This is a genomic window from Rhizobium metallidurans (assembly GCF_014196505.1).
GTDB classification, from domain to species: domain Bacteria; phylum Pseudomonadota; class Alphaproteobacteria; order Rhizobiales; family Rhizobiaceae; genus Rhizobium; species Rhizobium metallidurans.
Genome location: NZ_JACIDW010000007.1, coordinates 1 through 24,170 on the forward strand (window position 1 = coordinate 1; position 24,170 = coordinate 24,170).

The window sequence follows — 24,170 nt, forward strand, 5'->3', positions numbered from 1 at the left end:
CGCCGCGACGCCCAGACGGTGGCCGCGCTGCGCGCCCAGGTCAAGACGACCCAGGAAACGCTCGACCTGTCGACCGCCAGCTACAAGGACGGCGCCTCCTCGCTGCTCGACGTTCTCGACGCCCAGCGTCAGGTATCGCTGGCCCAGGCAAGCCTGGCCAACGCCGTCCAGACGATGGCCATCGACTACGTCTCGCTCAACGTCGCCATCGGCGGCGGCTACAACCCCGGCGGAGCAACGGCCCCCAAGCCGGTCGCCGCCAAGGCAAGCCCCGCGAAGGCGGGCTGAGACCACCGCGATCACACAAAGCCCCGGTTCGCCGGGGCCGATACGCCGCGAGGCCGGTGCATCGGTTATGATGCGCCGGCCTTTCTCCTTCTGGCCCCGCCGCCAACGATCACATGCTGGCCTGCACGCTGTGCAAGCCGGCATAGATGCCGTCGCGCGCCATCAGATCCTCGTGCCTGCCCTGCTCGACGATGCCGTCGGCGGAAAGAACGAGGATGCGGTCGGCATGGCGAACCGTCGACAGCCGGTGCGCGATGACGATGGTGGTGCGCCCCTTGGCGAGCCCGAGCAGCGCCTGCTGCACCGCCCGCTCGCTCTCGTTGTCGAGCGCGCTGGTGGCCTCGTCGAAGATCAGGATCGCCGGGTTCTTCAAGAACGCCCGCGCGATCGTCAGCCGCTGCCGCTGGCCGCCCGACAGCCGCACGCCACGCTGGCCGATTTCGGTGTCGTATCCGCCGGGGAGCGCCATGATGAAGTCGTGCGCGTTCGCCGCCCGCGCCGCCGCCTCCACTTCGGTGTCGGTGGCGTCCCACCGGCCGTAGCGGAGATTGTCCGCGACCGAGCCCGCGAAGAGATAGACGTCCTGCTGCACCACGCCGACATGTTGGCGCAGCGACGACAGCGTGACATCCCTGATATCGGCGCCGTCGATGAGGATCGACCCGGCCTGCACGTCGTAGAAGCGGGGGATGAGCGAGCACAAGGTGCTCTTGCCCACGCCCGACGGCCCGACCAGCGCCACGAACTCGCCAGGCGCGATGGCGAAGGAGAGATTCTCGAAGACATCGGACGAATCCGCCTCGTAGCCGAAGCTGACATCCTCGAACCGGATCTCTCCCTTCGGCACCGGCAGCGTACGGGCATCGGGCCGGTCGACGATGTCGGGCTCGATATCGAGGATTTCCATCGCCCTGACGAAGCCCGTATAGCCCTCCTGCCAGAGCCGCACGAAATTGGCCAGCCGCTTCACGGGATCGACGAGCACCGCCACGCAGAGCAGGAACGTCAGCAGATCGGCCACCGTCATCGCCGACGATACGATCCTGATGCCGCCGATGACGATGACCAGGATCGTGATGAACTGCGCGAAGCTCTCCGTCCCCACGGAAAACCAGGCCTCGCTGCGATAACCGTCGGCGCGGCTCGCGAGAAAGCGCTCGTTCTCCAAGGCGAAGCGGTCACGCTCCAGCTTCTCGTTGGCGAAGGACTGCACGACGCGGATGCCCGCGAGGCTGTCTTCCAGCCGCTCGTTGACGCCGGCGATCTGCTGCTTGCTGCGTTCGAGCGCGTGGTTCATGCGGCGGTTGAAATGCAGCGCGTAGGCGACGGCCGCCGGTGTCAGCAACAGGATCAGCCCCGCCAGCACCGGATCGATATAGACAAGCACCAGCATGGCGCCGCCATATTTGAGGATGGCGATCGAGACGTCCTCGGGGCCGTGGTGGAACAGTTCGCCAAGCCAGAGGGAATCGCCGGTGATGCGGCTCATCAATTGCCCGGTGCGCTGTCGGTCATAGAAGCTGAAGGACAGTTTCTGGCAATGATCGAAGAGTTCCTGCCGGACGGCGGCCTCGATGCGCGCGCCCATCACATGACCGCGATAGTCGACGAAGAAGACGGCGACCATCTGAACCGCCAGAAGCCCCAGCATGACCGCGCCGACCGTCAGGATCAGCGCATTCGCCTCCCCCGCATCCGAGATGGTCAAAAGACGCTTGGTGACGAGATTGGCGCAAACAGGCAACGCCACCGCGGTCGCCGCGACGAGGATGGCGCAGGCGATATCGGCTGAGAGCAAGGGCAGATGCGGGCGATAGTAGCCAAGAAACCTGGCTATACGGGACCGGCGCCGCGCAACGTGAGCGACGGCGGGATAAGGCCCAGAGCTGACAGGGAGTGGTTTACGACGCGGCGCGTCTTTGCGCGCGCGGACGAATGGAATAGACATGAAGCGGAGTGTCCTTGTGAGTGATCGTTCCTTTCGTGTTGGACAGGATCGCTTTCATGACAGTCTCCTTCGAACGAGTTCGCGTTCAGCGTCGCGCCATCCTTAACAGATCGACCAACGGGCCGCAAACGCGCTTGGCGTAAAAATTCAGGAAAACACGCCTAACGTGCGTTAACGCCGCGATCGCGGCACGGGCCGACCATGCGGCCGCTGTCCGGAACTTCGATCCGGATCGGGACATTCCGGCCTCCGCCGCCGGCCGTTCGCGGCCCGTCGTTTCGTTTCACGACAGCGGCTTTGTCGCAGCCTGAAACACCCGCAAGCCTTAACCTTACTGGCTAACCAATCCATTAGCATCCTGTTGAAAACCAAGCCGGTTATGGCAATCTTCAGTCATGACAAACATCCGCTCTCCAAGATTCAACGCCGAAGATATCGGACGGTCGCGGGAATGCGAAAGCGTCTGCAAAGGGGCGATAACCGAAGTTGTCCGTCGCGCGATCGCGGCGGGATGGCGTGAAGCGGAAATCGCGCTTCACCTGGCAGATGCAGCAGAAGATTACGTCATCTACCTGGCGACAAAGCCGGACCGCCGCCTGAGGGCGGCAAACAACAACTAGTTGCGAATGGGGGCGGCCACGGTCGCCGGAACAAGGCCTGCTTACGAGGGGAAGCGACCTGCCTGCTCCGAAACATGCGCATCGAGACTGCCTGCGGCGCGACCGCCGCACGATGATTTGAGAGCGGCGTCCCACCCGCCGAACAACAGCATGGCCTCTGAAACGAGACCATGCTGTTTTATCTTTCCGGACCCGGTCCTCCCGGCTCAACCTTGAGGCCGGTTTCTGAAGGCTTCGGCTTCGGCGTAGAACTTCTTTTCCCACTCCTTGTGGTTATCCAGCCCTTCGCGGATGAATGGCGTGAACACGGCAAGGTTCATCAGCGCCCAGTTGACGAACCGGGCGGGAAACTTCAGCGGCTTGTCGAAATCCACGAACAGCACCACCCGGGTCTTGTCCGTGTGGTTCCAGGCCTCGTGCTCGTAGGCATCGTCGAAGATCAGCGCCTTGCCTTCCTGCCAGTGGCAGATCTGGTCCTTGACGCGGATGGCGAGCTTGTCGGCCGGCTCCGGCACGATCATGCCGACATGCAGGCGCAGCACGCCGTTATAGGGGCCGCGATGCGCCGGCAGGTGCTTGCCGGGCTCGAAGATCGAAAACATCGCTGTCTTCAGGCCGGGGATCTTCTGCACGGCGCGCCACGTCTCCGGGCACTGCGCGATGTTCTGCTCCGATTTCACGCCGAAACCGAGGAGGAAGAAGGTCTTCCAGCCGGAATCGGTCGAGATCGTCTTCACGTCGGTCGAGATATCCTGGAACGTCGGCAATTCGCTCTGGCGCACCAGCACGCGCTCCAGCTCGGCGCGGATCTGCGGGTAAGCGGCCTCGACCTCTTTCGCCCAGGGGAAGGTGGCGTTGTCGTAGACCGGCGGATTGCCGAGCTTGGCATATCTGAAGTTCAGCTTTTCCGCCCAGGCGACGATGCCCATGAAGAACCGCGTAACGGCGCTCGGCCGGCCCATCGGGACAATGCCCGAGGTGCCGAACGTCTGGCCTTCGGGCTTGGAATTTGCTGATTTTGGGGAGGAAAGGTCGGCGGTGCTGTCAGTCATGGATGTTCCAATGCGCGATGCGTAAACTGTCACTCGGCATATGGACATCGCATCCGTTTTGCGCAAGTCGGGCTTCTGTTCGGCGAGGTCGGAATGCCGCGACCCCGCGGAGCCGTCTCCCCGCGTGCCATCGCCCCGTGTCACTGGAGGCCGCTCGGCTTACGACCCGCCGCCATGAAAATCAATGGAAGACGAAAATCAATGGGAGACGGACTTGGAGAACAGGTTGACGACGAGCACGCCCGTTATGATCAGCCCCAGGCCGATGATGGCGGGCATATCCAGCCGCTGCTTGAAATAGACGAGACCGACGATGGAGATCAGGACGATGCCGAGCGCGCTCCAGATCGCATAGGCGATCCCGACAGGGATCACCTTCAGCGTCAGCGACAGGCAGTAGAAGGCAGCGGCATAGCACGCGATCATCAGCATGGTCGGCCAAAACCGGCTGAACTGCTGCGAAAGCTGCAACGCCGTCGTGCCGATGACTTCGAGCACGATCGCCGTGAACAGCAACGCGTAGACGGCAATCGGTGCCATGATGGTGGATCCTTATCGCGGGGAGATCAGCGCGCCGTCAGCTCGACGAGGCGCGAAAGCAGGGCCTGGCGCTGCGCGTCGTCGGACGCGCCGCCGATCATGTCGGCAAGCCACAGGCCATCGGCCGCGAAGCGCACGATCTGCGCATCGACCGACGAATCCGTTCCGACATATTCTTCCGCCCGCCCCTCGACCCACTCCGCCCAACGCTGTCTGAGCCGCGGCTCGGCGAGAAGCGCGATCGTCACCTGCGCCCAATGGCCGGCATCGTCGGGGCTGTCGCGCAGACCGGCGACGGCATTGAGATAGGCGCGCGTGAACCGGCCATGCGGCATGGGGTCCTCGCGCATCCGCTCATCGAGGTCGGCATCGAAGCGCGCGAGAAGATCCTCGAACAGGGCGTCGAGCAGCGCGTTCTTGGTCGGGAAATGGTGAAGCAGACCGCCCTTGCTGACCCCGGAGGCCCCGGACACGGCATCGAGCGTCACCGCGCCCATCCCCTGCTCGTTCGTCAGGCGCGCGGCGACATCCAGCAGCTGCTGGCGAACGATGGCGGGTTGCTTGCGGCGGTGATGAGCGTCTGACATCACGCATAAAGATACCGTCCGGACGGTTTTGTCAAGATGTCATTCAGTTTTGGCGGCGGGCCTGGCGCGAAATGTCGCGCTCGCCGGCGCGGGTTCCGGTTGCGATCGACGCTCCGGCGGTGCATGAAGGAAAAGCTTTTGAGGAACCGCGCCGTGAGCGAGAATAGCATCACCCTTTACGAGGCCGTCGGCGGCGATGCGACGATCCGGGCCTTGTCGCATCGCTTCTACGAACTGATGGACACGCTGCCGGAAGCGAGCCACGTTCGCGCCGTCCACCCGCCGACGCTCGAGTGCAGCGAGGCGAAGTTCTACGAGTATCTCACCGGCTATCTCGGCGGGCCGCCTGTCTACGTCGAGAAATACGGCCACCCGCGCCTGCGGAGCCGCCATTTCGTCGCCGAGATCGGCCCGGTGGAGCGCGACGAGTGGCTGCTGTGCTTCCGCCGCGCGCTGGAGGAAACCGTCGCGAACCCGAAGCTGCGCGACATCATCCTGCCGCCGATCGAACGGCTGGCCGACCACATGCAGAACAAGCAATAGGGTTTACACGATGACGCTCAACCAGCGCTTCTCGCCGCTCTTCCTGGTGTTGTCAGGGCTCTTTGGCTTTGCCGGCGTGGCGCTGGCGGCGGCATCCGCCCATCTCGACGGCGACGGGCGCTTTCTCGCCTCCGCCTCCGCCATGCTCATCGCCCACGCCCCTGCCCTCCTGGCACTGGCGCTGGCGGGCGAAAGGCTGAGGACCGCGTGGCTTGCCGGCCTGCTGATGGGCGTCGGCACGCTGCTCTTTGCAGGTGATCTGGTGGCGCTCCGGTTCGCCGGCGCGGGGCTGTTTCCGATGGCCGCGCCGACGGGCGGCTTCGCCATGATGTTCGGCTGGCTGGCGATTGCAGCCGGCGCCTTCCTCCGCAACCGGGCCCGATAAGCCTGGCCGGGAACAACCGGCTTAGGACGAATTGTTTTGCTGCTATATCTCGCCGAAACAATGCGGGCCTAAATGACGACGTGAAAAAGCCCGGGGGCCACCCACTTCGGTCGTGCCGTATTCCATTGCCGAAGAACCTTTGCTCCCAGCGAAGTAATGCAAACCATCGAAAGTGTCACTCGTTTGAAACACTTTATTGGTGTAGATTGCGCGCAGGATTTGGGGAAATCTATCGGAGGGGATCATGGATGTACTCGGCGTCGAGCGAAATTATTCGAGCCTGTCCGTAAAGGACCTGCTGGAGGCCCGGGATCTCTACCACTATCACTTGATTCACAAAGCCAATGTTGTCGGCACGGCGATCGGACTTTATCTCATCCGGAACTCCGATCCGTGGCCGTCAAAGTCAAAGCCTGATGCGGATAGCAAGAAGCAGTCAGGAGGGTCTAGAGGCGAACGGACACTCGATAACTCTGGCGTGCGGGACTATTCTTGGCCCTGCATCATCGTCTTCGTGGACGTTTGGGTCGACGAAGCTGGCTTCGGATCGGGTCGCGGTGATCTGCATCCTGAAAATCTCGTCCCCAAGACGCTTTATATGCCCGATGGCCGAATGGTGCCCGTGTGCGTCGTCAAGGCAACGCCGGCCGAGGCTACGCCTGCTCCCCTTCCGCCGGGGCACTGGCCGGAAACCCTTATAGGTGGGGGCTTCCCGTTGATCACTGCGGCGCAAGGGACTAAACGTATTGCAAGTATAGGATGCTTGGTTAGTGACGGCCATACCGTCTATGCCCTGACCAACCGCCATGTTTCGGGTCCAGAAGGTCACCCGATCAGCGCCATCCTGCGTGGAGGTGAAGTGGAGGTCGGACGGTCCAGCGCCAAGCAGCTTACTCGCCTCCTATTTACTGACGTCTATGCGGACTTCCCCGGCCGCCGAACCTGGCTGACGCTCGATATCGGACTGGTCGAAATTTCCGATCTGAATGACTGGACGTCACAGGTCTATGGTCTCGGGGCGATCGGCCCCATGGCGGACCTAAGCGAGCGCAATATCAGCCTGCGCTTGATTGAAGCGGAGACGGTGGCGTACGGAGCAGTGTCAGGGCGTCTGCAGGGGCGGATCAAAGCGCTATTCTATCGCCATCGCTCGATGGGAGGGTACGACGATGTCGCCGATTTCCTGATCGCTCCGGATCCCGACTATCCTGGCCAGACGCAGCCAGGCGATTCCGGCACGGTGTGGCACCTTCAAATGACCGACTCCGAAGCGCCGGTAAGACCACTGGCCATCGAATGGGGGGGGCAGACGTTCTTGTCGGGCAGGCGTGAGGTCGGCTTTAACTTCACTCTGGCGACCAGTTTGAGCAACGTATGCAAGCTCTTGGATGTCGAGCTCGTTCGCGACCACAATACCGGGGTAAAGCCCTACTGGGGCAAAACCGGGCATTACAGTATCGGCGCGTTTGCTTGCGACGCTATTCAGTCGAAAAAGCTCGAGAGCCTGATGCAGGCCAACCGTGATCGAGTCGCTTTTGAGCTGTCCGGCCTGGATCCGGACGCCATTGAAAAAGCAATAAGCGACGCAAAAACCAACGGCGGGTTTGTACCGCTCGCGGACGTTCCAGATGTCGTCTGGAAGCAGACGGCGAGCATCATCAGAGGCGGGCGCAAAGGCGGCATCAACCCCGAAAATCCCACGCACTACGCCGATATCGATCAACCTCGTCCAGGCGACGGTCTCACGCTGCGAGACATTTGCTCTGCTGATCCAAGCAAAGTCACGGTGTCTGACTGGCAGACCTATTACGACGCTCTTGGCCATAATCGCCCAAGCGAACGGGGCCTGCTACCGTTCCGGGTCTGGCAGTTCTACGACACGATGGTCGAGGCTGTCAAAAACAACGACATGACAGGCTTCGTCTGCGCAGCTGGAATCGTGGCTCACTATGTCGGAGATGCCTGCCAGACCCTGCATGGCTCATACCTCAACAACGGTTATCCGGATGGGCGTGGTGCCGGCGTCCATTCCGCCTATGAAAACGCCATGATCGATAACGAGTCCGTGACATTATTCGATCTCATCGGCAAAGACTTAAAAAAGAGCAGGGGAAAGGCGGATCTCCTGCCGGATGGGCAGGCCGTCGCGGTCTCTATTTTCCAGTTGATGGACCGCACGACCAGGGCACTGCCACCGGTGGACATCGTCGACGCCTATATCGCCGCAGGCGGCGGAAAATCACGACGCGTCACCAGCCAATTGTGGAAGCAGTTTGGCCCAGAGACCGCAGCGGTCATGGCAGATGGCGCGAGGATCCTCGCTCTCCTCTGGGATAGTGCCTGGGCCTCCGGTGACGGTGACCGCCTGAAGAGCAAGGATCTGGTTGCCGTGGACAGGGCGGACCTGAAGCAGCTCTACGAGAAGAACGATTTCGTGCCGTCTCTCGTTCTCGACGATATTGGAGCCGTCCTCAAATAAACGTGTCAGTTCTTCCCGAAGCTGGTGCTCGAATTGCAAGGCCTGAACATCGCGCAAGCGATTGGCGAATCCCCGGTTTCGCAATCGTCTTGCAGAGCCCAAGCTTGTCAGCGACGCGAGAACCGGCGGGCCGCACTGTCTCCTGGGGATCGACCCGTAGAATGGTCCGTGCTCAGTTGAACCTTGCCAAAATCAAATTATCTTTGCCGCCGCCGCGAACAAAATCCCTTTCACGTTAGGGGCTTTACTATAATTTTGTTCAGAACCGGAGGTTAATTAGACCGGCCGCGGAATACGCCCGAAGCGCAGCAGATTGCCGGCCGGATCGTGGATATAGAACTCTTCCATGTTCCACGGCCGCACCATCATGTCGCTGAGCGTCTCGACGCCCCGCGCCTTGTATTCGGCGTGCAGCCCGGCAATGCCGCCGCCGCGCAGATAAACGGATGTCCGCTCGCACAGCGATCTATCGTCCGTCAGCCAGAAATGCAGTTCCATCTCGTCGCGGCGCAGGATCAAATAGTCCTTGTCCTGATAGACGATCATCTCGAAGCCGAGCCGGCCGCGATAAAAGGAAAGTGTCTCGCCTATATCGAGCGATGGCAGAACCGGCAGAACCTCGATGCGATCTGGATTGTCAGCCACCATCCGTCAGATTCCGTCCACGACCTGGAAGCCCTCGAACACCGGCGGCCCCTTGTACATCGTCTTGCGGTCGCCGGCATTGCGATGGGCGGCGCGGAACTGCTCGGACTTGGTCCAGCCGAGGACATCCTCCTCGCTGCGCCAGATCGTGTGCGAGGAAAACAACGTATAGCCCTCCTCCGCATTCTCCCGGCCGCGCAGCAGCCGGAATTCGACGAAGCCGGGCACCTCCGAAAGGCTGGAATCGCGGTTGCGCCAGACGCTTTCAAACTCCGCTTCCGACCCGATCGTCACCTTGAAGCGGTTCATCGCGATAAACATGGGAACACTCACGCCTTGCGTTTCCTTTCGGCCTCGGGAAATTCGAACGCTATCACATTCCGGCCGTCGAGGGCATCGCGGCCGAGGGGCTTGGCCGCCACCACGCCAGGCTTGCGCGCCTCCCAGATCGGAAACGGCTCGATATTGGGATAGCGCTCGCGTCTCTCCTCGCGCTCCATCAACAGCTCCAAAAGCTCGGGCACCATGCCGCCGCCATCGTGCGCGGCCAGCTTGTGCAGACCGATCAGCGTATACCCTTGCGGGCCTCTGTCGGTCATCGGTTGGCGTCGCGTTCGTTCATCGTCGTCAGCGCCCGCTCGAGGCTCGACTTGCTGCCGTTGCGAAGCGGAATGAAGGTCTTGCCGAACTTCTTGCAGCCGGTCTTCACCCGCAGGCAGGCATCATGACTGATACAGTCGATCGGGCAGAAGACGCAGTCGACGGAGGGGAGCACGGTGTCGATGCGCGACACGGCCTCGCGCAGCCCGCCATCGTGATGGATCAGCTCGGCGCCGAAATTGCTGGCGATCTGGCGCAGATGCGCCACTTGGCAGTCGCGTCCGCCGACGTAAAGAAAGCTGCGCCCATCGAGTTTGGAACGTCCGGAGGTCTCCTGAACCGCTTGCGTACCCGCACTCACGCGGATGTCCCGGTTAGAACCCTTCTTCGCCTTACGCGCCATTGACCACCCGTTCCTTCATTGATCGGCACACGATCGCTGCGTGTGTGGGTGGACCTTAGTAAACTTGATTTTTATAGTAAAGTATAAAGTTGATTATTTTGATCATATTTTATCACTGGCCCGTTATCATCGGGCCGCCGCCTCGTCAGCGACCCGTCGTGACCTGCACTTCCTGGGTGAAGGTCCAGACCGGCTTGCCCCATTCCGACGGCAGCGGTGGGAACGGCGCGGCGCGGCGCACGCCGTCGACGACGGCGGCGTCGAGTTCGGGAATGCCCGAGCTGCGCGCCACCGACAGGCTGCTCAGGCCGCCCGAGCCATTGATGCTCAACCGGATGCGGACGCTGAGCGCGGCGCTCATGCGCCTGTATTCGGAGGGCACGCGCACGGACCGCCGGATTTTCGACTGCACCTTGCCGGGATAGTTGGCGACGGCGGCGCTGCCGGAGCCGCCACGATTTCCGGCGCTGCGCGAATCCTGATCGGAGGCCTGCTCGACGCCATCCGACGCGCCGCGCCGGCTATCCTGCTTGTTCTCGCCTTCGGAGCCGGCACGGGTGACGACCTTCTTGGGCGGCTGCTTCTTTTCCACCGGCTTCGGCTTTTCGACGGGCTTTTGCGCAAGCGGCTTCGAATCGGGCGTCGGCACGGTTTCCGGCACGGGTGGAATTTCCGCCGTTTCGGTCGGCTGAACCGGCGCCACGGCCTCGGGGGTCGCGGGCGGCGTCTCGGTCATCTCGGGCTGAACCTGCGTCGGCACCTCGGTCGCCATTGGCTGGACCACGGAGGTCTCGGCCGGCGTCTGCGATGTCAGCACTTCCGGCTCGACCGCCGTCATGTTTTCGGGGGAGACGCGCGTCACCTCCTGCGTCGGCGCGACGGGCTGCGGATCGACCGGTTGTGGATCGACCGGCGGCGTTTCGGGCTGAACCTCGGTCGGCTGCTGGGCGACCTCGGGCTGCACCTCTTCCGCCACGACCTCTTCCGGCTGCGGCTCGGATTTCTCATCGCCCGACGATGCCTGATCGAGATCGGAATCGCCGAGCATGATCACGCTCACCGTTTCACCGGCCTCTTCCTCCGGCTGCTGCGGGGCGACGACGACGCCGACGATCAGGGCGATCGCCAGCGCGCCGTGAAAAATGAAGGAACCGATGCAGGCGACCGTCACGCCGAGTTTGCCGCGATGCGGCCGGCTGGCCGGCTGCTCGACGCTCGCATCCATCGGCGGCGCCGCGGCGTGACCGTTGCTGGCGCTGCGCGGGTCCTGCGGGAAGGAGGTAATCTGCGCCTGGCGCGTATAATGGAGAACAGCCTCGGTGGCAGGCTGGCGCGCCACGTTGCGAAGGTCCGACAACTCGTGGCCGGGATGCATGCCCGGATTGTTGTCGTTCACACCGCCATCGGCGACCGCCTCGTCGAAGAGAACATGTCTCGCCTTTGATCTCGCTGAAACCACCATTTTGGATGCCTTGTCCCGCTGCAACGGACGCGGCCGGGGCTACCCCGGCCGTCACTCAACTCAACCTTCGAAAGGAATGGAAACCTGGGAGCGTGTCACCAGCCCCTTCATGCACGCGCCCTTTTCGAGGCCGTCGCACACCGGCGTGTCGTTGATCAGCACCCGCGTCACCGCCTCGCATTTGACGTTCGGCATGTCGAACTGCCGCACCCGCTTCTTGCCCTGCGGCAGATTGCGGAAATCGAGAACGGTGATCTTGTCGACGGCGTTCTTGTCGTTGAAGAAGGCGAGCTCGAACGAAACCTTGGCGATGTCCTCGGGCAAGGTGTTAAGCGCCACGAAGGTCATCATGCAGCCCTTTTGCGATGGCGCGAGCCCGTTGAGCTCCACGTCGAGCGCCGCCTTCGGCGCGGCGGTCGTGGTGGCGGGCTCCTGCGCATAGGCCTGCATCGCGCCCGTAAGCACCAGGGAACCGGCCGCCAAAAGCGTTGCAAATCGTCTGACCGGCCTCGTGACCATCATCGCGTCTCTCCAATGAAATTCCAAAACTTGACTTACAAAGTCCGCTATTGCGTCTTTAAAAAATGATGACTATGAGAGTCAAGATAATTGTAGGTCGCAGGGGCTTTTTTGGCCCACCCAGATAAGCAAAAAAGCCAACGAAATGATGGTCGAGAAGCCGGACACACTGAAGCAAACGCTATTGGCGCGCGATGCCGTGGCCGACGTCCGCGTCCTGGAGAGCAGCGAGATTTTTCGCGGCGCCAACGAGATCGTCATCCGCCACGACGGCGCTCTGTACCGCATGAAGATCACCCGCCAGGGCAAGCTAATTCTGAATAAGTAGGGGTAGACAAAATGACCGAGAACACCATGCCTTCGCCGGCCGACATCCGCGCCTTCCGCGCCGAGAACCCGAAGATGCGCGAGCGCGACATCGCCGCCCAGCTCAAGGTTTCCGAGGCAGCCCTCGTCGCGGCCGAAGTCGGCATTTCCGCCACCCGCATCGACGCCAGCGCCCTGAAGCTTCTGGAGCGCGTCGCCGAACTCGGCGAAGTCATGGCGCTCTCGCGCAACGAAAGCGCCGTTCACGAGAAGATCGGCGTCTACGAGAACATCAAGACCGGCGGCCAGGGCGCCATCGTGCTCGGCGAGAACATCGACCTGCGCATCTTCCCGAGCCGCTGGGCTCACGCCTTCGCGGTCACCAAGAAGGACGGCGATCAGGAGCGCCTGAGCCTCCAGTATTTCGACAAGGCCGGCACCGCCGTGCACAAGGTTCACCTGCGCCCGGCCTCCAACGTCGAGGCCTATCACGCCATCGTCGCCGACCTGAGGATCGAGGACCAGTCGCAGGACTTCGTCGCCGACGACAGCAAGGCCGCCGCCGACGAGAGCGGCGACGTCACCAAGGACGAGCTGCGCGACCACTGGAGCAAGATGACCGACACGCACGAGTTCTTCGGGATGCTGCGCAAGCTGAAGATCGGCCGCCAGGCCGCCGTGCGCACCGTCGGCGACGACTACGCCTGGAAGCTCGACAACACGGCGGCCATCGAGATGATGCACGCCTCCGTCAAGTCCGGCCTTCCCATCATGTGCTTCGTCGGCAATGACGGCATCGTCCAGATCCACTCCGGCCCGATCTTCAACGTCCAGCCGATGGGTCCGTGGATCAACATCCTCGACGAGACCTTCCACATGCACCTGCGTCAGGATCACATCGCCGAGATCTGGGCCGTGCGCAAACCGACCAAGGATGGTCACGTCACCTCCGTCGAGGTTTACGGCGCCCAGGGCGAAATGATCATCCAGTTCTTCAGCAAGCGCAAGGAAGGGTCCGAGGAGCGCGCCGAATGGCGCGACATCGTCGAAAGCCTGCCCAGGGCGACGAGCGTTGCGGCGTAGGCTCAAGGAGATGATGATGTCGAACCACGATCGTCGGCCATCGAAGGCGACATCCATGCTGCGGGGCTTGTTTGCCCTGCCGCTGGCCGCCTCGCTGCTTGCCTTCTCGCCCGCCGCCTACGCCCAGGAAAAGCTCGACAGCACCCGTCTGATCTCGATCGGCGGCGACATCACCGAGATCATCTACGCGCTCGGCGAAGAGAAGCGCCTGATCGCCCGCGACACGACGAGCCTGTTTCCCGACCAGGCCCTGAAGCTGCCGGATGTCGGCTACATGCGCGCGCTGTCTCCCGAAGGCATCCTCGCCATGAACCCGACGGCGATCGTCGCCGTCGAGGGCTCCGGCCCGCCGGAGGCGCTGACGGTACTGCGCAGCGCCAGCGTGCCCTTCGAGACGGTCCCGAACGCCTACACGCGCGACGGCATCCTCGCCAAGATCGACAAGGTCGGCGCGCTGCTTGGCGTCGAGCCAAAGGCGGCCGAGCTGCGCCAGAAGGTCGCCACCGATCTCGACGCCGCTATGACCAGCGCCGCCAAGCGCCCCGAAGGCGAACGCAAGCGTGTTCTCTTCATCCTCAGCATGCAGGGCGGCAAGATCATGGCCTCGGGCACGGGCACGGCGGCCGATGGCATCATCAAGCTGGTCGGCTCGATCAACGCGGTCGGCACCTTCCCGGGCTACAAGCCGCTGACGGATGAAGCGATCATCGAAGCCAAGCCCGACGTCATCCTGATGATGAACCGCGGCGACGGCGCGGGCACCAAGAACGAGGACCTGATGAAGCAGCCGGCGCTCGCTCTCACCCCCGCCGTGCAGAACAAGGCGATCATCCGCATGGACGGGCTCTACCTGCTCGGCTTCGGGCCACGCACAGCCGGCGCGGTTCGCGAACTCACCCAGGCGATCTACGGGGGCTGACCTTGGCGGTACTGAACGACATGGACGAACGTCGCATCGTGTTTTCGGCCGCGGGGATGCGTGAGCGTCACCGGGCCGGCGATCGCTCGCTGATGGCACTGGCGGTCATCGCGCTGCTGGTGATCGGCTCCGTCCTGTCGTTGCTGTTCTCCGTCACGACGGGTGCCTCCGATGCATCCTTCCTCGACGTGATCGCCAATGCCGCCGGATCGGATGACGCGCTGAGCATGCGCGACCGCATCATCATCTTCGACATCCGCATGCCCCGCGCCATACTCGGCTTCCTCGTCGGCGGCTCGCTGGCGGTATCGGGCGCCGTCATGCAGGGCCTGTTTCGCAACCCGCTGGCTGATCCCGGCCTCGTCGGCGTCTCCTCCGGCGCCGGCCTCGGCGCTGTCGTCATGATCGTGCTCGGCGGCGGCTTTGTCGCGCCGCTCTACGTCCTGCTCGGCATCTACGCGCTTCCATTCGCAGCCTTCGCCGGCGGCCTCGCCACGACGCTGCTTCTCTACCGGATCGCCACCAGCAACGGCCAGACGTCGGTCGCGACCATGCTGCTCGCCGGTATCGCGCTCGGCTCGCTCGCCGGCGCCATGACCGGCCTGCTGGTCTACATGGCCAACGACCAGCAGCTGCGCGACCTTACCTTCTGGAGCATGGGCTCGCTCGCCGGCTCGACATGGACCAAGATCACCGCCGCCGGCCCGATCATCCTCCTGTCCTTCATCGTCGTCCCCTTCCTTGCCAAGGGTCTGAACGCCATCACGCTTGGCGAAGCCGCCGCCTTCCACATGGGCGTTCCCGTCCAGCGGCTGAAGAACATCGCCATCGTCACGGTCGCGGCAGCCACCGGCGCATCGGTCGCCGTCAGCGGCGGCATCGGCTTTGTCGGCATCGTGGTGCCGCATGTGCTCAGAATGGCGATCGGCCCCGATCATCGCTATCTCCTGCCGGCCTCGGCCCTGCTCGGTGGTTCGCTGCTGATCTTCGCCGACGTTATCGCCCGCACCATCGTCGCGCCCGCCGAACTGCCGATCGGCATCATCACCGCGGCCGTCGGCGGCCCGTTCTTTCTCTGGATCCTGCTGCGCCAGCGGTCCCGCCTCGCCCTTTGAGTGATTGTCATGATCGAAGTCTCCGGCGTCTCCGTCCGCCTGTCGGGCAAAACCATCGTCGAAGACGTCGGCTTCACCGCCGCCTCGGGCAAGCTGACGGCGATCGCCGGGCCGAACGGCTCCGGCAAGACGACGACGATGAAGGCCGTATCGGGCGAACTGCCCTATAACGGCTCGATCCGCATCAACGGCGAGGACGTGCGCGGGCTTCAGCCATACCAGCTGGCCGCCCTGCGCGGCGTGCTGCCCCAGGCGAGCAACATCTCCTTCCCCTTCACCGTCCGCGAAATCGTCCGCATGGGCCTGACCTCGGGGCTCAACCGACACCCCGAACGCGCCGAGCAGACGGCGACCAAGGCGCTGTCTTCGGTCGATCTCGACGGCTACGAGGGCCGCTTCTATCAGCATCTCTCCGGCGGCGAGCAGCAGCGCGTGCAGCTTGCCCGTGTCCTTTGCCAGATTTCCGAACCCGTCGTCGACGGCAAGCCGCGCTGGCTGCTCCTCGACGAGCCGGTCTCCAGCCTCGACATCAGCCACCAGCTGACGATCATGCGGCTTGCCCGCGCCTTCTGCGACGCCGGTGGCGGCGTCATCGCCGTGATGCACGACCTCAACCTGACGGCGCTGTTCGCCGACCAGATCATTCTGATGCAAGAGGGTGGCCTCGCGGCTCGCGGTACCGTGCACGAGGTGCTGACCGACGAGACCATGCGCTCGGTCTTCGGCTGCCCGCTGCGTATCAACAAGGTGCCCGATGACGGCACCCCTTTCGTGCTCGCCCACAGCGCCGTCGGCGGCTGAGCCGGCGCGGAACCTTTTGCCCATAGCCGGCGTTAAGCCATTGATTTGGGTCATTGCCGGGCATCTGTGTTCATGCAAGCTTGCGTTCTGATCCTGTGTTTAACCAGGCGGTGCGAAACCGCGCCGTAACAATGGAGAAAACCAGTGGCATCTTTCCTTCAGTCCGGCCGTCAGCGTCGCAACGGCAGCGCCGCGCTTCACAACATCGAGGCGACGATCGAGGATCAGATCGCGTCGCTGCAGGATGAAATCGCCGCGCTGACAAAGATGGTCGGCAAGAGCTCGCGCAAGCAGAGCGAAAAACTCAGCGCCCAGGCAGCATCCGGCTACGAAGATCTCGTTGCCCGCAGCGAGGACTTGCTGCGCGACCTGCAGGATGGTTATCTGCGCGGCGCGTCCGAAGTGCGCGACACCGTTCGCAGGCACCCGGTCGCCACCATCGGCGCTGCTGCCGCGTTCGGACTGGTCGTTGCCCTCCTGGCACGACGCTAAGGAGGCTAGATGCTATTCCCGATCCTCAGCCTCCTGGTAGGCACGAGTGTTCAACGCACCGTTGCGCGCACCAAGCGCAACGGCATTTTCATTGCCATCGCAGCGATTTTCGTGCTGACCGCCTATGCGCTTGCGGTGACCGCCGGTGCGATATGGCTCGCCGGCATCTACGGCGCCGTTGGAGCAGCGCTGTTCCTCGCGGCCTGCGCCCTGCTGATCGCGATCATCGTGCTGATTGTCATGATGGTGATGAACGCGCAGGAGGCCCGGCGCGCCCGGGAACGCAAGCAGGCGTTGGAGAGCGCCGCCGCCGCGAGCCTTGGGCTTATCCGTTCGCAGCCGCTTCTGACCGCCGGCGTCATCGCCGCCATGGTCGCCGCCAATCTGTTCACGTCGAAGGGTCGCGACTGAATGCCCGGTTTTTTTTCATATCACCACGCACGAAAAAACCGGCGTCCATCACGGGCCGCCGGTTTTTTCCTGGGCGCTGAACGCTTTCGTCAGAAGGCGAAAGCCTTGGAGGTCAGCGGCGACGAGGTCGCATCCGGTCCGAAATCGGCTTCACCGGTGATCTGCAGCATTTCCTGCAGCCGCTGGCGGGCGCGATTGACGCGGCTCTTGATCGTTCCGACCGCGCATCCGCAGATTTCGGCGGCTTCCTCGTAGGAGAAGCCGGAGGCGCCGACCAGGATGATCGCTTCGCGCTGGTCGCTCGGCAGTTGCTCGAGCGCCTTCTTGAAGTCCTGAAGATCGAGCGCGCCATATTGCGACGGATGCGTCGCCATGGATTCGGTAAAGAGCCCATCGCTGTCCTGGATCTCGCGGCCCGCCTTGCGCATCTGGCTGTAGAGCTCGTTGCGCAGGATGGTGAAGAGCCAGGCCTTCATGTTGGTGCCCATCTCGAAGTGGTCCTGCTTGGCCCACGCCTTCATGATGGTGTCCTGCACGAGGTCGTCGGCGCGGTCATGACGGCCGATCAGCGAAATGGCGAATGCGCGCAGGCTCGGGAGAGCCGAAAGAAGCTCGCGTTTGAAGCTTGGTTGCTGCTTGTCCATCGATTGACCTTCACTTCGCTGCTTTGGCCGAGGCAAGTTCGGCCTGGTCGAGCTTTTCGAGGAGATCGAGGAACCGATCGGGGATCGCCTCCTCCTGGACAGCCGCGTAAAGCGATCTCAGCTTGACCCCGATCTGGCTGTTGGGGTCCATGATATCGCTTGCACGCAACTCAGCACGTTGCCCGTCTATCTGTTCGTTCTTCCGGCTTGTCATTAACTCTTCACTTCTCGTCCGTTGTCTGTAAGCCTCGCCTGCCGCTGCGGGAAAACCTTCATTCCGGTCCCCCGCCGCCATGGTCGAATTCTCGCCAGACAACCTTCTCGGAATGCATGTAGTGTCGCAGGTCGGTTTACGATGAGCCCCTTGTCGTGGGCAGTAGAATGCGCGGCGGTAAAAAAAGTTCCTGATGTTCTGGAACTTTTTTCAGGTAGTGTGCGTTCTCGATGCACTGGAGCTGTTTTTCGGCCCTGCTTATGGGAGCTTTCTATGACACTTTCTACTCGAATTGCGCCGCACCTTCCTTATCTGCGCCGCTATTCACGGGCGTTGACCGGCACACAGACATCAGGCGACGCATATGTCGCAGCAGTGCTTGAGGCAATCATTGCCGACATATCCATTTTCCCCGATACATCGAACGATCGCGTCGCACTCTACAAACTGTTTACGGCGCTGTTTGGTTCCTCGACGGTTCAGATTCCCGAGCCCTCCTCCCCTTATGCCTGGGAGCAGCGCGCCACCATCAACCTCGGCAAGGTTTCGCCGCGCGCCCGCCAGGCATTCATCCTGGCCTCGGTCGAGAACTTCCGCGTCGGCGAGATCGCCGAAATCCTCGACAGCGAGGAAAGCGAAGTGGCCAACCTGCTCGACAGCGCATCGCGCGAGATTTCCCGCCAGGTCGCGACCGATATCATGATCATCGAGGACGAACCGCTGATCGCCATGGATATCGAGCAGATGGTCGAAAGCCTCGGCCACCGCGTCACCGGCATCGCCCGCACCCACACGGAAGCCGTGGCGCTCTACAACAAGACCAAGCCGAGCATGGTTCTCGCCGACATCCAGCTTGCCGACGGCAGCTCGGGTATCGACGCGGTCAACGACATCCTGAAGACCTCGAGCGTGCCGGTGATCTTCATCACCGCTTTCCCCGAGCGACTTCTCACCGGCGAGCGTCCCGAACCGACCTTCCTCGTCACCAAGCCATTCAACCCTGACATGGTCAAAGCTCTGATCAGCCAGGCGCTATTCTTCAATGAAAGCACGAAGGCAGCCGCCTGACGCTATATTTCAGCAATTGCGGAACAATGCGAAATGGGGAGCGTTCCAGTCCAACTGAGGCGCTCCCCGGATATTAAGATTTTATCTAGCGCTTGCCCCTAAAAAGAAGCGGTAGGCGGGCTTTCGGGTCTGCTGACGGCATAAACGGATTGAAGGAAAGGCGGCTGGGTGAAGAGGACTGGACCATTGGCCGGCACGCCCTTCGCATTGGAAGGCAAAGAGCTGTTGATGGAGCGGGCGCTCGCCAGCGCGGGCATCGCCGTTGTCTATCAGGATCCCGACCTCGGCATCGCCTATGCCGAGAACCTTCCCGCGCATCTCGAACATGCCGTTCTGCCCGGCGGCAGCGATGCCGACATGTTCGGCGAGGTGCATGGCCGCAATCTCGAAACGTTGAAACGCAAGGTGCTGGAAAGCGGAACGCCGGCGAGCACCGAAGCCGACATCGCCATCGACGGCGAAATGCGCACCTACGAAATCAAGGTACAGCGAGTCACGCTCGGCCATGAGATCGGACTGCTGTCTGTTATCACCGAGATCACCGAGACCAGACACCGCGAGAAGGTGCTGAAATCGCTTCTGCGCGAACTCTCGCACCGTTCGAAGAACCTGCTCGCGATCATCCAGGGCATCGCCACGCAGACCGCCCGCAACACACTGTCTCTCGACAGCTTCCTCGTGAAGTTCCGCGGGCGTCTTCAGTCGCTGTCGAACTCCCAGGATCTCATCACCGACAGTAGCTGGCGCGGGGCCTTCCTGTTCGAACTCACCCGCAAGCAGTTCGCCCCCTATTGGCCCGAGAGCGCCGGCCCCCTGCCCGTCACCGGGCTCAATGTTCACCTGACCCCCAACGCCGCGGTTCATGTCGGCCTTGCGCTGCACGAACTGATCGTCAATTCCGCGACCTTCGGCGCCATTGCCGGCGGTGCGCCTGCGATCGCGATCGACTGTCAGGAAACCATGCACGGCGACCGCAAGGCGATCAGCTTCAGTTGGACGGAAACGCTGCCCAATTCCGACGAAGTCCACGAGTTCAGCGAGAATACCTTCGGCCGCATCGTGCTCGAGCGCGTCGTGCCCTCCTCGGTCAACGGCAAGGCGGATCTGCGTCTGACGCCCGGCCGCATCGAGTATCATCTGTTGATCCCCGATACCGAATTCGAGATCCTCAAGCGCGCGCCGCAGCAGGTCGGCGGCGTCTGACCGTCAGCACCTGACTTTTCCATCCATGTCCGTCGAAAACAGCGCATAAGAAAACAGCCAGTGCGAGGGCGGCGCACCGGCTGTTTTCACTCACCGGGAGGGGACCGTGAGTGTGATCCGAAGGTGGTTTGGGGGCGCGCATTTTTGGGTCGATGCGATCACCATTCGGATATCGCCATAACGGGCTATGCGAGCAATGGTTCCCCCTCTTCACGAAAAATCTCTGATTTTTTCAATTATTCTTCCGCTGTGAAGATCGGCGCGGCCGCGAGCGCCCATCGAGCAACTTAACAGCAATAAACTCAAAATCAAAAAACTGTTCAAAAACAGAAAGATAAACCGAGCCTGAAGGCTGCTCTATGCTAAAATTTTACCGTTTGATAAATTTTTTATCCTGAGTTACGCTTCCGTCCACTGGCCGTTTACCTATAATGAGGGAACTTCAATGGAACGTCTGGACACTGGGATTCATGCTGGCCGGCTTTCGCCCGCCGAGTATGACAAGAATTTCTCCGATCTTCACCCCCGCCTCGACAAGCATGAGGCACTGGTCGCCTCCGACCGCTGTTATTTCTGTTATGACGCGCCCTGTATGACGGCCTGTCCCACCGCCATCGATATCCCGCTCTTCATCCGGCAGATATCGACTGGCAATCCGCTGGGCTCCGCCAAGACCATCTTCGACCAGAACATCCTGGGCGGCATGTGCGCCCGCGTCTGTCCCACCGAAGAGCTCTGCGAGCAGGCCTGTGTGCGCAACACGGCCGAGGAGCGCCCCGTCGAGATCGGCCGCCTGCAGCGCTACGCCACCGATGCGGCCATGCAGGCTGGCAAGCAGTATTACACCCGCGCCGCCTCGACAGGAAAGACGGTCGCCGTCGTCGGCGCCGGCCCGGCCGGGCTCGCCGCCGCGCACCGTCTCGCCGTCAACGGCCATGAGATCGTGATCTATGACGCCAAGCCGAAATCCGGCGGCCTCAACGAGTACGGCATCGCCACCTACAAGTCCGTCGACGGCTTCGCGCAGAAGGAAGTCGACTACGTGCTCTCGATCGGCGGCATCGAGATCAGGCACGGGCAATTGCTCGGCCGCGACCTGCAACTCGCCGACCTGCAGTCCCAGTATGACGCGGTCTTTCTCGGCATCGGCCTCTCGGGCGTCAACGCGCTCCGCGTCGAGGGAGAAAACCTCGCGGGCGTCGATGACGCGGTCGACTTCATCGCCGCGCTGCGCCAGACCGACAACAAGGCCGATATCGCCATCGGCCGCCGCGTCATCGTGCTCGGCGGCGGCATGACCGCCATCGACGCGGCCGTGCAGGCCAAGCTTTTGGGCGCCGAGGAAGTCACCATCTGCTACCGCCGCGGCAAGGAGCACATGAACGCCTCGGAGTTCGAGCAGGATCTGGCGACCTCCAGGGGCGTCATCATCCGCCACTGGCTGGCACCGAAGGCGATCCTCGCGCAGGACGGCAAGGTCGCGGCCCTCGAGGTCGAATACACCACGCTGTCGGAAGGACGCCTGGCGACCACCGGCGAGACCGGCGTCATTGCCGCCGACCAGATCTTCAAGGCGATCGGCCAGACCCTCGTCTCGTCGAGCCTCGGAAGCCTGCGTCTGGAATCCGGCCGCATCGTCGTCGATGAGGAAGGCCGCACCTCGCTTGATGGCGTCTGGGCCGGCGGCGACTGCGTCTTCGGGGGCAACGACCTCACCGTCTCGGCCGTCGCCAATGGCCGCGACGCCGCCGAATCCATTCACCGCATGCTGGCCGCCGGCACGCAGCCGGCCGTTGCCGTCGCCTGAAGGGGAGAGTGAACCATGGCTGATCTCCGCAACAATTTCGTCGGCATCAAATCGCCGAACCCCTTCTGGCTCGCCTCGGCGCCGCCGACGGACAAGGCCTACAACGTCGAGCGCGCCTTCAAGGCGGGCTGGGGCGGCGTGGTCTGGAAGACGCTGGGCGAGGAAGGCCCGCCCGTCGTCAACGTCAACGGCCCGCGCTACGGCGCGATCTGGGGCGCCGACCGCCGCCTGCTCGGCCTCAACAACATCGAGCTCATCACCGACCGCGACCTCTACACCAACCTGCGCGAAATGAAGCAGGTGAAGATGAACTGGCCGGACCGGGCGCTGATCGCCTCGATCATGGTCCCCTGCGAGGAAGAGAGCTGGAAGGCGATCCTGCCGCTGGTGGAAGAGACCGGCGCCGACGGCATCGAGCTCAATTTCGGCTGTCCGCACGGCATGTCCGAGCGCGGCATGGGTGCCGCCGTCGGCCAGGTGCCTGAGTATATCGAGATGGTGGTGCGCTGGTGCAAGCAGTACACCCGCATGCCGGTCATCACCAAGCTGACGCCCAACATCACCGACATCAGGAAGCCTGCCCGCGCGGCCAAAGCCGGCGGCACCGACGCCGTGTCGCTGATCAACACGATCAACTCGATCACCTCGGTCAATCTCGACACCTTCTCGCCGGAACCCTCGATCGACGGACGTGGCAGCCATGGCGGCTATTGCGGCCCGGCGGTCAAGCCGATCGCGCTCAACATGGTGGCCGAGATCGCTCGCGATCCACAAACCCAGGGCCTGCCGATCTCAGGCATCGGTGGCGTCACCACCTGGCGTGACGCGGCCGAGTTCCTGGCGCTCGGCGCCGGCAACGTGCAGGTCTGCACGGCGGCGATGACCTACGGCTTCAAGATCGTCCAGGAGATGATCTCGGGTCTCTCCGACTGGATGGACGCCAAGGGCCACCGCAACCTCGACGACATTACCGGCCGCGCCGTGCCCAATGTCTCCGACTGGCAGTACCTGAACCTCAACTACATCGCCAAGGCCAAGATCGACCAGGACGCCTGCATCAAGTGCGGCCGCTGCCACATCGCCTGCGAGGACACCTCGCATCAGGCGATCACGCAGTTCGTCAACGGCGTCAGGCACTTCGAGGTGATGGAAGACGAATGCGTCGGCTGCAACCTCTGCGTCAACGTCTGTCCCGTCGAAAACTGCATCACCATGGAGCAGCTACCCGCTGGCAGCCTCGACGAACGCACCGGCAAGACCGTCGACCCCAACTACGCCAACTGGACGACGCACCCGAACAACCCGATGGCCCGGCAGGCCGCGGAGTAAGCAAGTCCAGTTGTCAGAATACAAAGCCGCAAACTGTAAAGCGACACTTTACAGTTTGCGGCTTTGTGATTATATATCTTCATGAGGATACGGAATATTCCCCACAAAGGCCTTCGACGGTTCGTCGTCGATGACGACACGTCCGGTCTCCAGCCGGCTGTCGTGGGCAAACTGCGCCGCATGGTTTCCTATCTGCAGGATATGCAGACGGAAGACGAACTAAGGGTCGTTCCAAGCTGGAAAGCGCACCAACTTACAGGCGACCGGAAAGGCACTTGGAGCCTTTTCGTCACCAAGAACTGGCGGCTTACATTTCGTATCGACAACGCGGAGATCGAGATTATCGATCTGAACTACGAAGACTATCACTAGGAATAAACCCATGACGGACGCACTTGGTATTCGCGTAAAGAGCCCCGCACACCCCGGCGACTTTCTGAAGCACGAGGTCCTGGAGGAGCTTGCGCTTTCGGTAACCGATGCCGCGCGCGTCCTCGGCGTGACCCGCCCCGCCCTTTCGGCGCTGCTCAACGAGCGCGCATCGCTCTCGCCGGAAATGGCGCTGCGGTTCGAGAAGGCGTTCGGGCTTTCCATGGATACGCTGATGCGCATGCAAAACAGCTTCGACATCGCCCAAGCCCGCAAGCGTGAGAACGACATCAACGTTGCGCCCTATCGCTCCGGCTCGCATCCGTAGTTCCACGTTC

At 62.5% G+C, this 24,170-nt stretch carries 30 protein-coding genes; 18 read left to right on the forward strand and 12 right to left on the reverse strand.

What is annotated here, in order from left to right; translation table 11 throughout:
• Positions 1-288 (forward strand): TolC family protein (locus tag GGQ67_RS12680; RefSeq protein ID WP_183900525.1); only part of this gene is annotated, 288 nt, incomplete at its 5' end.
• 109 nt (positions 289-397) lie between these two features.
• Here GGQ67_RS12680 and GGQ67_RS12685 read toward each other — a convergent pair.
• Positions 398-2,236, reverse strand: coding sequence for an ABC transporter ATP-binding protein (locus GGQ67_RS12685; protein WP_183900526.1), 1,839 nt, complete (start codon positions 2,234-2,236; stop codon positions 398-400).
• Between the two features lie 395 nt (positions 2,237-2,631).
• Between GGQ67_RS12685 and GGQ67_RS12690 the strand changes: the two genes are divergently transcribed.
• Positions 2,632-2,856, forward strand: a complete 225-nt coding sequence (locus GGQ67_RS12690) for a hypothetical protein (RefSeq protein ID WP_183900527.1) — start codon at positions 2,632-2,634, stop codon at positions 2,854-2,856.
• Between the two features lie 206 nt (positions 2,857-3,062).
• Here the strand turns inward: GGQ67_RS12690 and olsC are convergent, their stop codons facing one another.
• From olsC to GGQ67_RS12705, 3 genes are all read right to left on the reverse strand, one after another.
• Complete coding sequence (olsC, locus tag GGQ67_RS12695) at positions 3,063-3,908, reverse strand: ornithine lipid ester-linked acyl 2-hydroxylase OlsC (RefSeq protein WP_183900528.1); 846 nt, start codon at positions 3,906-3,908, stop codon at positions 3,063-3,065.
• A 198-nt stretch (positions 3,909-4,106) separates the two neighbouring features.
• On the reverse strand, positions 4,107-4,439 hold the full coding sequence (locus GGQ67_RS12700; RefSeq protein WP_425503782.1) for an SMR family transporter: 333 nt from the start codon (positions 4,437-4,439) through the stop codon (positions 4,107-4,109).
• Between the two features lie 35 nt (positions 4,440-4,474).
• Positions 4,475-5,035, reverse strand: a complete 561-nt coding sequence (locus GGQ67_RS12705; RefSeq protein ID WP_183900530.1) for a TetR/AcrR family transcriptional regulator — start codon at positions 5,033-5,035, stop codon at positions 4,475-4,477.
• 153 nt (positions 5,036-5,188) lie between these two features.
• Here GGQ67_RS12705 and GGQ67_RS12710 point away from each other — a divergent pair, with 153 nt between their 5' ends.
• The 3 genes from GGQ67_RS12710 (at position 5,189) to GGQ67_RS12720 (ending at position 8,442) form a co-directional block, all read left to right on the forward strand.
• Positions 5,189-5,578 (forward strand): globin domain-containing protein, encoded by a 390-nt coding sequence (locus GGQ67_RS12710; RefSeq protein ID WP_183900531.1) that lies wholly within the window; start codon positions 5,189-5,191, stop codon positions 5,576-5,578.
• A 10-nt stretch (positions 5,579-5,588) separates the two neighbouring features.
• Positions 5,589-5,963 carry a DUF423 domain-containing protein gene (locus GGQ67_RS12715; protein WP_183900532.1) on the forward strand — a complete coding sequence of 125 codons (375 nt, stop codon included), beginning with the start codon at positions 5,589-5,591 and terminating at the stop codon, positions 5,961-5,963.
• Positions 5,964-6,207: 244 nt separating this feature from the next.
• Positions 6,208-8,442 carry a Nal1-like putative serine protease gene (locus tag GGQ67_RS12720; protein WP_183900533.1) on the forward strand — a complete coding sequence of 745 codons (2,235 nt, stop codon included), beginning with the start codon at positions 6,208-6,210 and terminating at the stop codon, positions 8,440-8,442.
• A gap of 276 nt (positions 8,443-8,718) precedes the next feature.
• Here GGQ67_RS12720 and GGQ67_RS12725 read toward each other — a convergent pair whose 3' ends face one another.
• The 6 genes from GGQ67_RS12725 to GGQ67_RS12750 all read right to left on the reverse strand — a co-directional run bounded on the left by GGQ67_RS12725 (position 8,719) and on the right by GGQ67_RS12750 (position 12,074).
• Positions 8,719-9,090 (reverse strand): bleomycin resistance protein, encoded by a 372-nt coding sequence (locus GGQ67_RS12725; protein ID WP_183900534.1) that lies wholly within the window; start codon positions 9,088-9,090, stop codon positions 8,719-8,721.
• A gap of 3 nt (positions 9,091-9,093) precedes the next feature.
• On the reverse strand, positions 9,094-9,408 hold the full coding sequence (hmuQ, locus tag GGQ67_RS12730) for a heme-degrading protein HmuQ (RefSeq protein ID WP_183900666.1): 315 nt from the start codon (positions 9,406-9,408) through the stop codon (positions 9,094-9,096).
• A gap of 8 nt (positions 9,409-9,416) precedes the next feature.
• Positions 9,417-9,686, reverse strand: a complete 270-nt coding sequence (locus GGQ67_RS12735) for a hypothetical protein (protein WP_183900535.1) — start codon at positions 9,684-9,686, stop codon at positions 9,417-9,419.
• Positions 9,683-10,090 carry a DUF2325 domain-containing protein gene (locus GGQ67_RS12740; protein WP_183900536.1) on the reverse strand — a complete coding sequence of 136 codons (408 nt, stop codon included), beginning with the start codon at positions 10,088-10,090 and terminating at the stop codon, positions 9,683-9,685. The genes GGQ67_RS12735 and GGQ67_RS12740 overlap by 4 nt, the downstream gene beginning before the upstream one ends.
• 145 nt (positions 10,091-10,235) lie before the next feature.
• Entirely contained in the window at positions 10,236-11,552 is a 1,317-nt protein-coding gene (gene tolA / locus GGQ67_RS12745) for a cell envelope integrity protein TolA (RefSeq protein WP_183900537.1), read from the reverse strand.
• 60 nt (positions 11,553-11,612) lie between these two features.
• Positions 11,613-12,074 (reverse strand): hypothetical protein, encoded by a 462-nt coding sequence (locus tag GGQ67_RS12750; RefSeq protein WP_425503781.1) that lies wholly within the window; start codon positions 12,072-12,074, stop codon positions 11,613-11,615.
• Positions 12,075-12,216: 142 nt separating this feature from the next.
• On the opposite strand from GGQ67_RS12750, the gene hemP reads away from it, so the two are divergent.
• The 7 genes from hemP (at position 12,217) to GGQ67_RS12785 (ending at position 17,198) form a co-directional block, all read left to right on the forward strand.
• The gene (hemP, locus tag GGQ67_RS12755) at positions 12,217-12,399 is read left to right on the forward strand and encodes a hemin uptake protein HemP (RefSeq protein WP_183900538.1); all 183 of its coding nucleotides are present in this window, start codon (positions 12,217-12,219) and stop codon (positions 12,397-12,399) included.
• Positions 12,400-12,410: 11 nt separating this feature from the next.
• Positions 12,411-13,460 (forward strand): hemin-degrading factor, encoded by a 1,050-nt coding sequence (locus GGQ67_RS12760; protein WP_183900539.1) that lies wholly within the window; start codon positions 12,411-12,413, stop codon positions 13,458-13,460.
• A 10-nt stretch (positions 13,461-13,470) separates the two neighbouring features.
• On the forward strand, positions 13,471-14,379 hold the full coding sequence (locus GGQ67_RS12765; RefSeq protein WP_183900540.1) for a heme/hemin ABC transporter substrate-binding protein: 909 nt from the start codon (positions 13,471-13,473) through the stop codon (positions 14,377-14,379).
• A 20-nt stretch (positions 14,380-14,399) separates the two neighbouring features.
• On the forward strand, positions 14,400-15,494 hold the full coding sequence (locus GGQ67_RS12770; protein ID WP_425503784.1) for a FecCD family ABC transporter permease: 1,095 nt from the start codon (positions 14,400-14,402) through the stop codon (positions 15,492-15,494).
• Positions 15,495-15,503: 9 nt separating this feature from the next.
• Positions 15,504-16,295 carry a heme ABC transporter ATP-binding protein gene (locus tag GGQ67_RS12775; protein ID WP_183900542.1) on the forward strand — a complete coding sequence of 264 codons (792 nt, stop codon included), beginning with the start codon at positions 15,504-15,506 and terminating at the stop codon, positions 16,293-16,295.
• Positions 16,296-16,439: 144 nt separating this feature from the next.
• Positions 16,440-16,787 (forward strand): DUF883 family protein, encoded by a 348-nt coding sequence (locus tag GGQ67_RS12780; protein WP_183900543.1) that lies wholly within the window; start codon positions 16,440-16,442, stop codon positions 16,785-16,787.
• 9 nt (positions 16,788-16,796) lie between these two features.
• Positions 16,797-17,198: a hypothetical protein gene (locus GGQ67_RS12785; RefSeq protein WP_183900544.1), complete on the forward strand. Its 402-nt coding sequence runs from the start codon at positions 16,797-16,799 to the stop codon at positions 17,196-17,198.
• 89 nt (positions 17,199-17,287) lie between these two features.
• On the opposite strand, the gene GGQ67_RS12790 is transcribed toward GGQ67_RS12785, so the two are convergent.
• Both GGQ67_RS12790 and GGQ67_RS12795 read right to left on the reverse strand, forming a co-directional pair.
• Complete coding sequence (locus GGQ67_RS12790; protein ID WP_018897185.1) at positions 17,288-17,842, reverse strand: RNA polymerase sigma factor; 555 nt, start codon at positions 17,840-17,842, stop codon at positions 17,288-17,290.
• A gap of 10 nt (positions 17,843-17,852) precedes the next feature.
• Positions 17,853-18,056, reverse strand: coding sequence for a NepR family anti-sigma factor (locus tag GGQ67_RS12795; protein ID WP_183900545.1), 204 nt, complete (start codon positions 18,054-18,056; stop codon positions 17,853-17,855).
• A 273-nt stretch (positions 18,057-18,329) separates the two neighbouring features.
• On the opposite strand from GGQ67_RS12795, the gene GGQ67_RS12800 reads away from it, so the two are divergent.
• The 6 genes from GGQ67_RS12800 to GGQ67_RS12825 all read left to right on the forward strand — a co-directional run bounded on the left by GGQ67_RS12800 (position 18,330) and on the right by GGQ67_RS12825 (position 24,160).
• Entirely contained in the window at positions 18,330-19,124 is a 795-nt protein-coding gene (locus GGQ67_RS12800; RefSeq protein ID WP_112432269.1) for a response regulator, read from the forward strand.
• Between the two features lie 186 nt (positions 19,125-19,310).
• Positions 19,311-20,327, forward strand: a complete 1,017-nt coding sequence (locus tag GGQ67_RS12805) for a PAS domain-containing sensor histidine kinase (protein ID WP_183900668.1) — start codon at positions 19,311-19,313, stop codon at positions 20,325-20,327.
• Between the two features lie 445 nt (positions 20,328-20,772).
• Positions 20,773-22,134, forward strand: coding sequence for an NAD(P)-dependent oxidoreductase (locus GGQ67_RS12810; RefSeq protein ID WP_183900546.1), 1,362 nt, complete (start codon positions 20,773-20,775; stop codon positions 22,132-22,134).
• A 15-nt stretch (positions 22,135-22,149) separates the two neighbouring features.
• On the forward strand, positions 22,150-23,463 hold the full coding sequence (preA, locus tag GGQ67_RS12815; RefSeq protein ID WP_183900547.1) for an NAD-dependent dihydropyrimidine dehydrogenase subunit PreA: 1,314 nt from the start codon (positions 22,150-22,152) through the stop codon (positions 23,461-23,463).
• A gap of 81 nt (positions 23,464-23,544) precedes the next feature.
• On the forward strand, positions 23,545-23,835 hold the full coding sequence (locus tag GGQ67_RS12820) for a type II toxin-antitoxin system RelE/ParE family toxin (protein ID WP_183900548.1): 291 nt from the start codon (positions 23,545-23,547) through the stop codon (positions 23,833-23,835).
• A 10-nt stretch (positions 23,836-23,845) separates the two neighbouring features.
• Positions 23,846-24,160 carry a HigA family addiction module antitoxin gene (locus tag GGQ67_RS12825; RefSeq protein WP_183900549.1) on the forward strand — a complete coding sequence of 105 codons (315 nt, stop codon included), beginning with the start codon at positions 23,846-23,848 and terminating at the stop codon, positions 24,158-24,160.
• Positions 24,161-24,170: the final 10 nt, after the last annotated feature.

Excerpts from the sequence above, each read along its gene's own strand:
- preA (WP_183900547.1), top strand. The coding sequence starts at position 22,150 with ATGGCTGATCTCCGCAACAATTTCGTCGGCATCAAATCGCCGAACCCC.
- GGQ67_RS12705 (WP_183900530.1), bottom strand. The coding sequence starts at position 5,035 with ATGTCAGACGCTCATCACCGCCGCAAGCAACCCGCCATCGTTCGCCAG.
- GGQ67_RS12790 (WP_018897185.1), bottom strand. The coding sequence starts at position 17,842 with ATGGACAAGCAGCAACCAAGCTTCAAACGCGAGCTTCTTTCGGCTCTC.
- hemP (WP_183900538.1), top strand. The coding sequence starts at position 12,217 with ATGATGGTCGAGAAGCCGGACACACTGAAGCAAACGCTATTGGCGCGC.
- GGQ67_RS12800 (WP_112432269.1), top strand. The coding sequence starts at position 18,330 with ATGACACTTTCTACTCGAATTGCGCCGCACCTTCCTTATCTGCGCCGC.
- GGQ67_RS12770 (WP_425503784.1), top strand. The coding sequence starts at position 14,400 with ATGGACGAACGTCGCATCGTGTTTTCGGCCGCGGGGATGCGTGAGCGT.
- GGQ67_RS12750 (WP_425503781.1), bottom strand. The coding sequence starts at position 12,074 with ATGATGGTCACGAGGCCGGTCAGACGATTTGCAACGCTTTTGGCGGCC.
- GGQ67_RS12735 (WP_183900535.1), bottom strand. The coding sequence starts at position 9,686 with ATGACCGACAGAGGCCCGCAAGGGTATACGCTGATCGGTCTGCACAAG.
- GGQ67_RS12795 (WP_183900545.1), bottom strand. The coding sequence starts at position 18,056 with ATGACAAGCCGGAAGAACGAACAGATAGACGGGCAACGTGCTGAGTTG.
- GGQ67_RS12740 (WP_183900536.1), bottom strand. The coding sequence starts at position 10,090 with ATGGCGCGTAAGGCGAAGAAGGGTTCTAACCGGGACATCCGCGTGAGT.
- GGQ67_RS12685 (WP_183900526.1), bottom strand. The coding sequence starts at position 2,236 with ATGTCTATTCCATTCGTCCGCGCGCGCAAAGACGCGCCGCGTCGTAAA.
- GGQ67_RS12825 (WP_183900549.1), top strand. The coding sequence starts at position 23,846 with ATGACGGACGCACTTGGTATTCGCGTAAAGAGCCCCGCACACCCCGGC.
- GGQ67_RS12775 (WP_183900542.1), top strand. The coding sequence starts at position 15,504 with ATGATCGAAGTCTCCGGCGTCTCCGTCCGCCTGTCGGGCAAAACCATC.
- GGQ67_RS12810 (WP_183900546.1), top strand. The coding sequence starts at position 20,773 with ATGGAACGTCTGGACACTGGGATTCATGCTGGCCGGCTTTCGCCCGCC.
- GGQ67_RS12760 (WP_183900539.1), top strand. The coding sequence starts at position 12,411 with ATGACCGAGAACACCATGCCTTCGCCGGCCGACATCCGCGCCTTCCGC.
- GGQ67_RS12690 (WP_183900527.1), top strand. The coding sequence starts at position 2,632 with ATGACAAACATCCGCTCTCCAAGATTCAACGCCGAAGATATCGGACGG.
- GGQ67_RS12785 (WP_183900544.1), top strand. The coding sequence starts at position 16,797 with ATGCTATTCCCGATCCTCAGCCTCCTGGTAGGCACGAGTGTTCAACGC.
- GGQ67_RS12820 (WP_183900548.1), top strand. The coding sequence starts at position 23,545 with ATGAGGATACGGAATATTCCCCACAAAGGCCTTCGACGGTTCGTCGTC.
- GGQ67_RS12725 (WP_183900534.1), bottom strand. The coding sequence starts at position 9,090 with ATGGTGGCTGACAATCCAGATCGCATCGAGGTTCTGCCGGTTCTGCCA.
- hmuQ (WP_183900666.1), bottom strand. The coding sequence starts at position 9,408 with ATGTTTATCGCGATGAACCGCTTCAAGGTGACGATCGGGTCGGAAGCG.
- GGQ67_RS12715 (WP_183900532.1), top strand. The coding sequence starts at position 5,589 with ATGACGCTCAACCAGCGCTTCTCGCCGCTCTTCCTGGTGTTGTCAGGG.
- tolA (WP_183900537.1), bottom strand. The coding sequence starts at position 11,552 with ATGGTGGTTTCAGCGAGATCAAAGGCGAGACATGTTCTCTTCGACGAG.
- olsC (WP_183900528.1), bottom strand. The coding sequence starts at position 3,908 with ATGACTGACAGCACCGCCGACCTTTCCTCCCCAAAATCAGCAAATTCC.
- GGQ67_RS12765 (WP_183900540.1), top strand. The coding sequence starts at position 13,471 with ATGATGATGTCGAACCACGATCGTCGGCCATCGAAGGCGACATCCATG.
- GGQ67_RS12720 (WP_183900533.1), top strand. The coding sequence starts at position 6,208 with ATGGATGTACTCGGCGTCGAGCGAAATTATTCGAGCCTGTCCGTAAAG.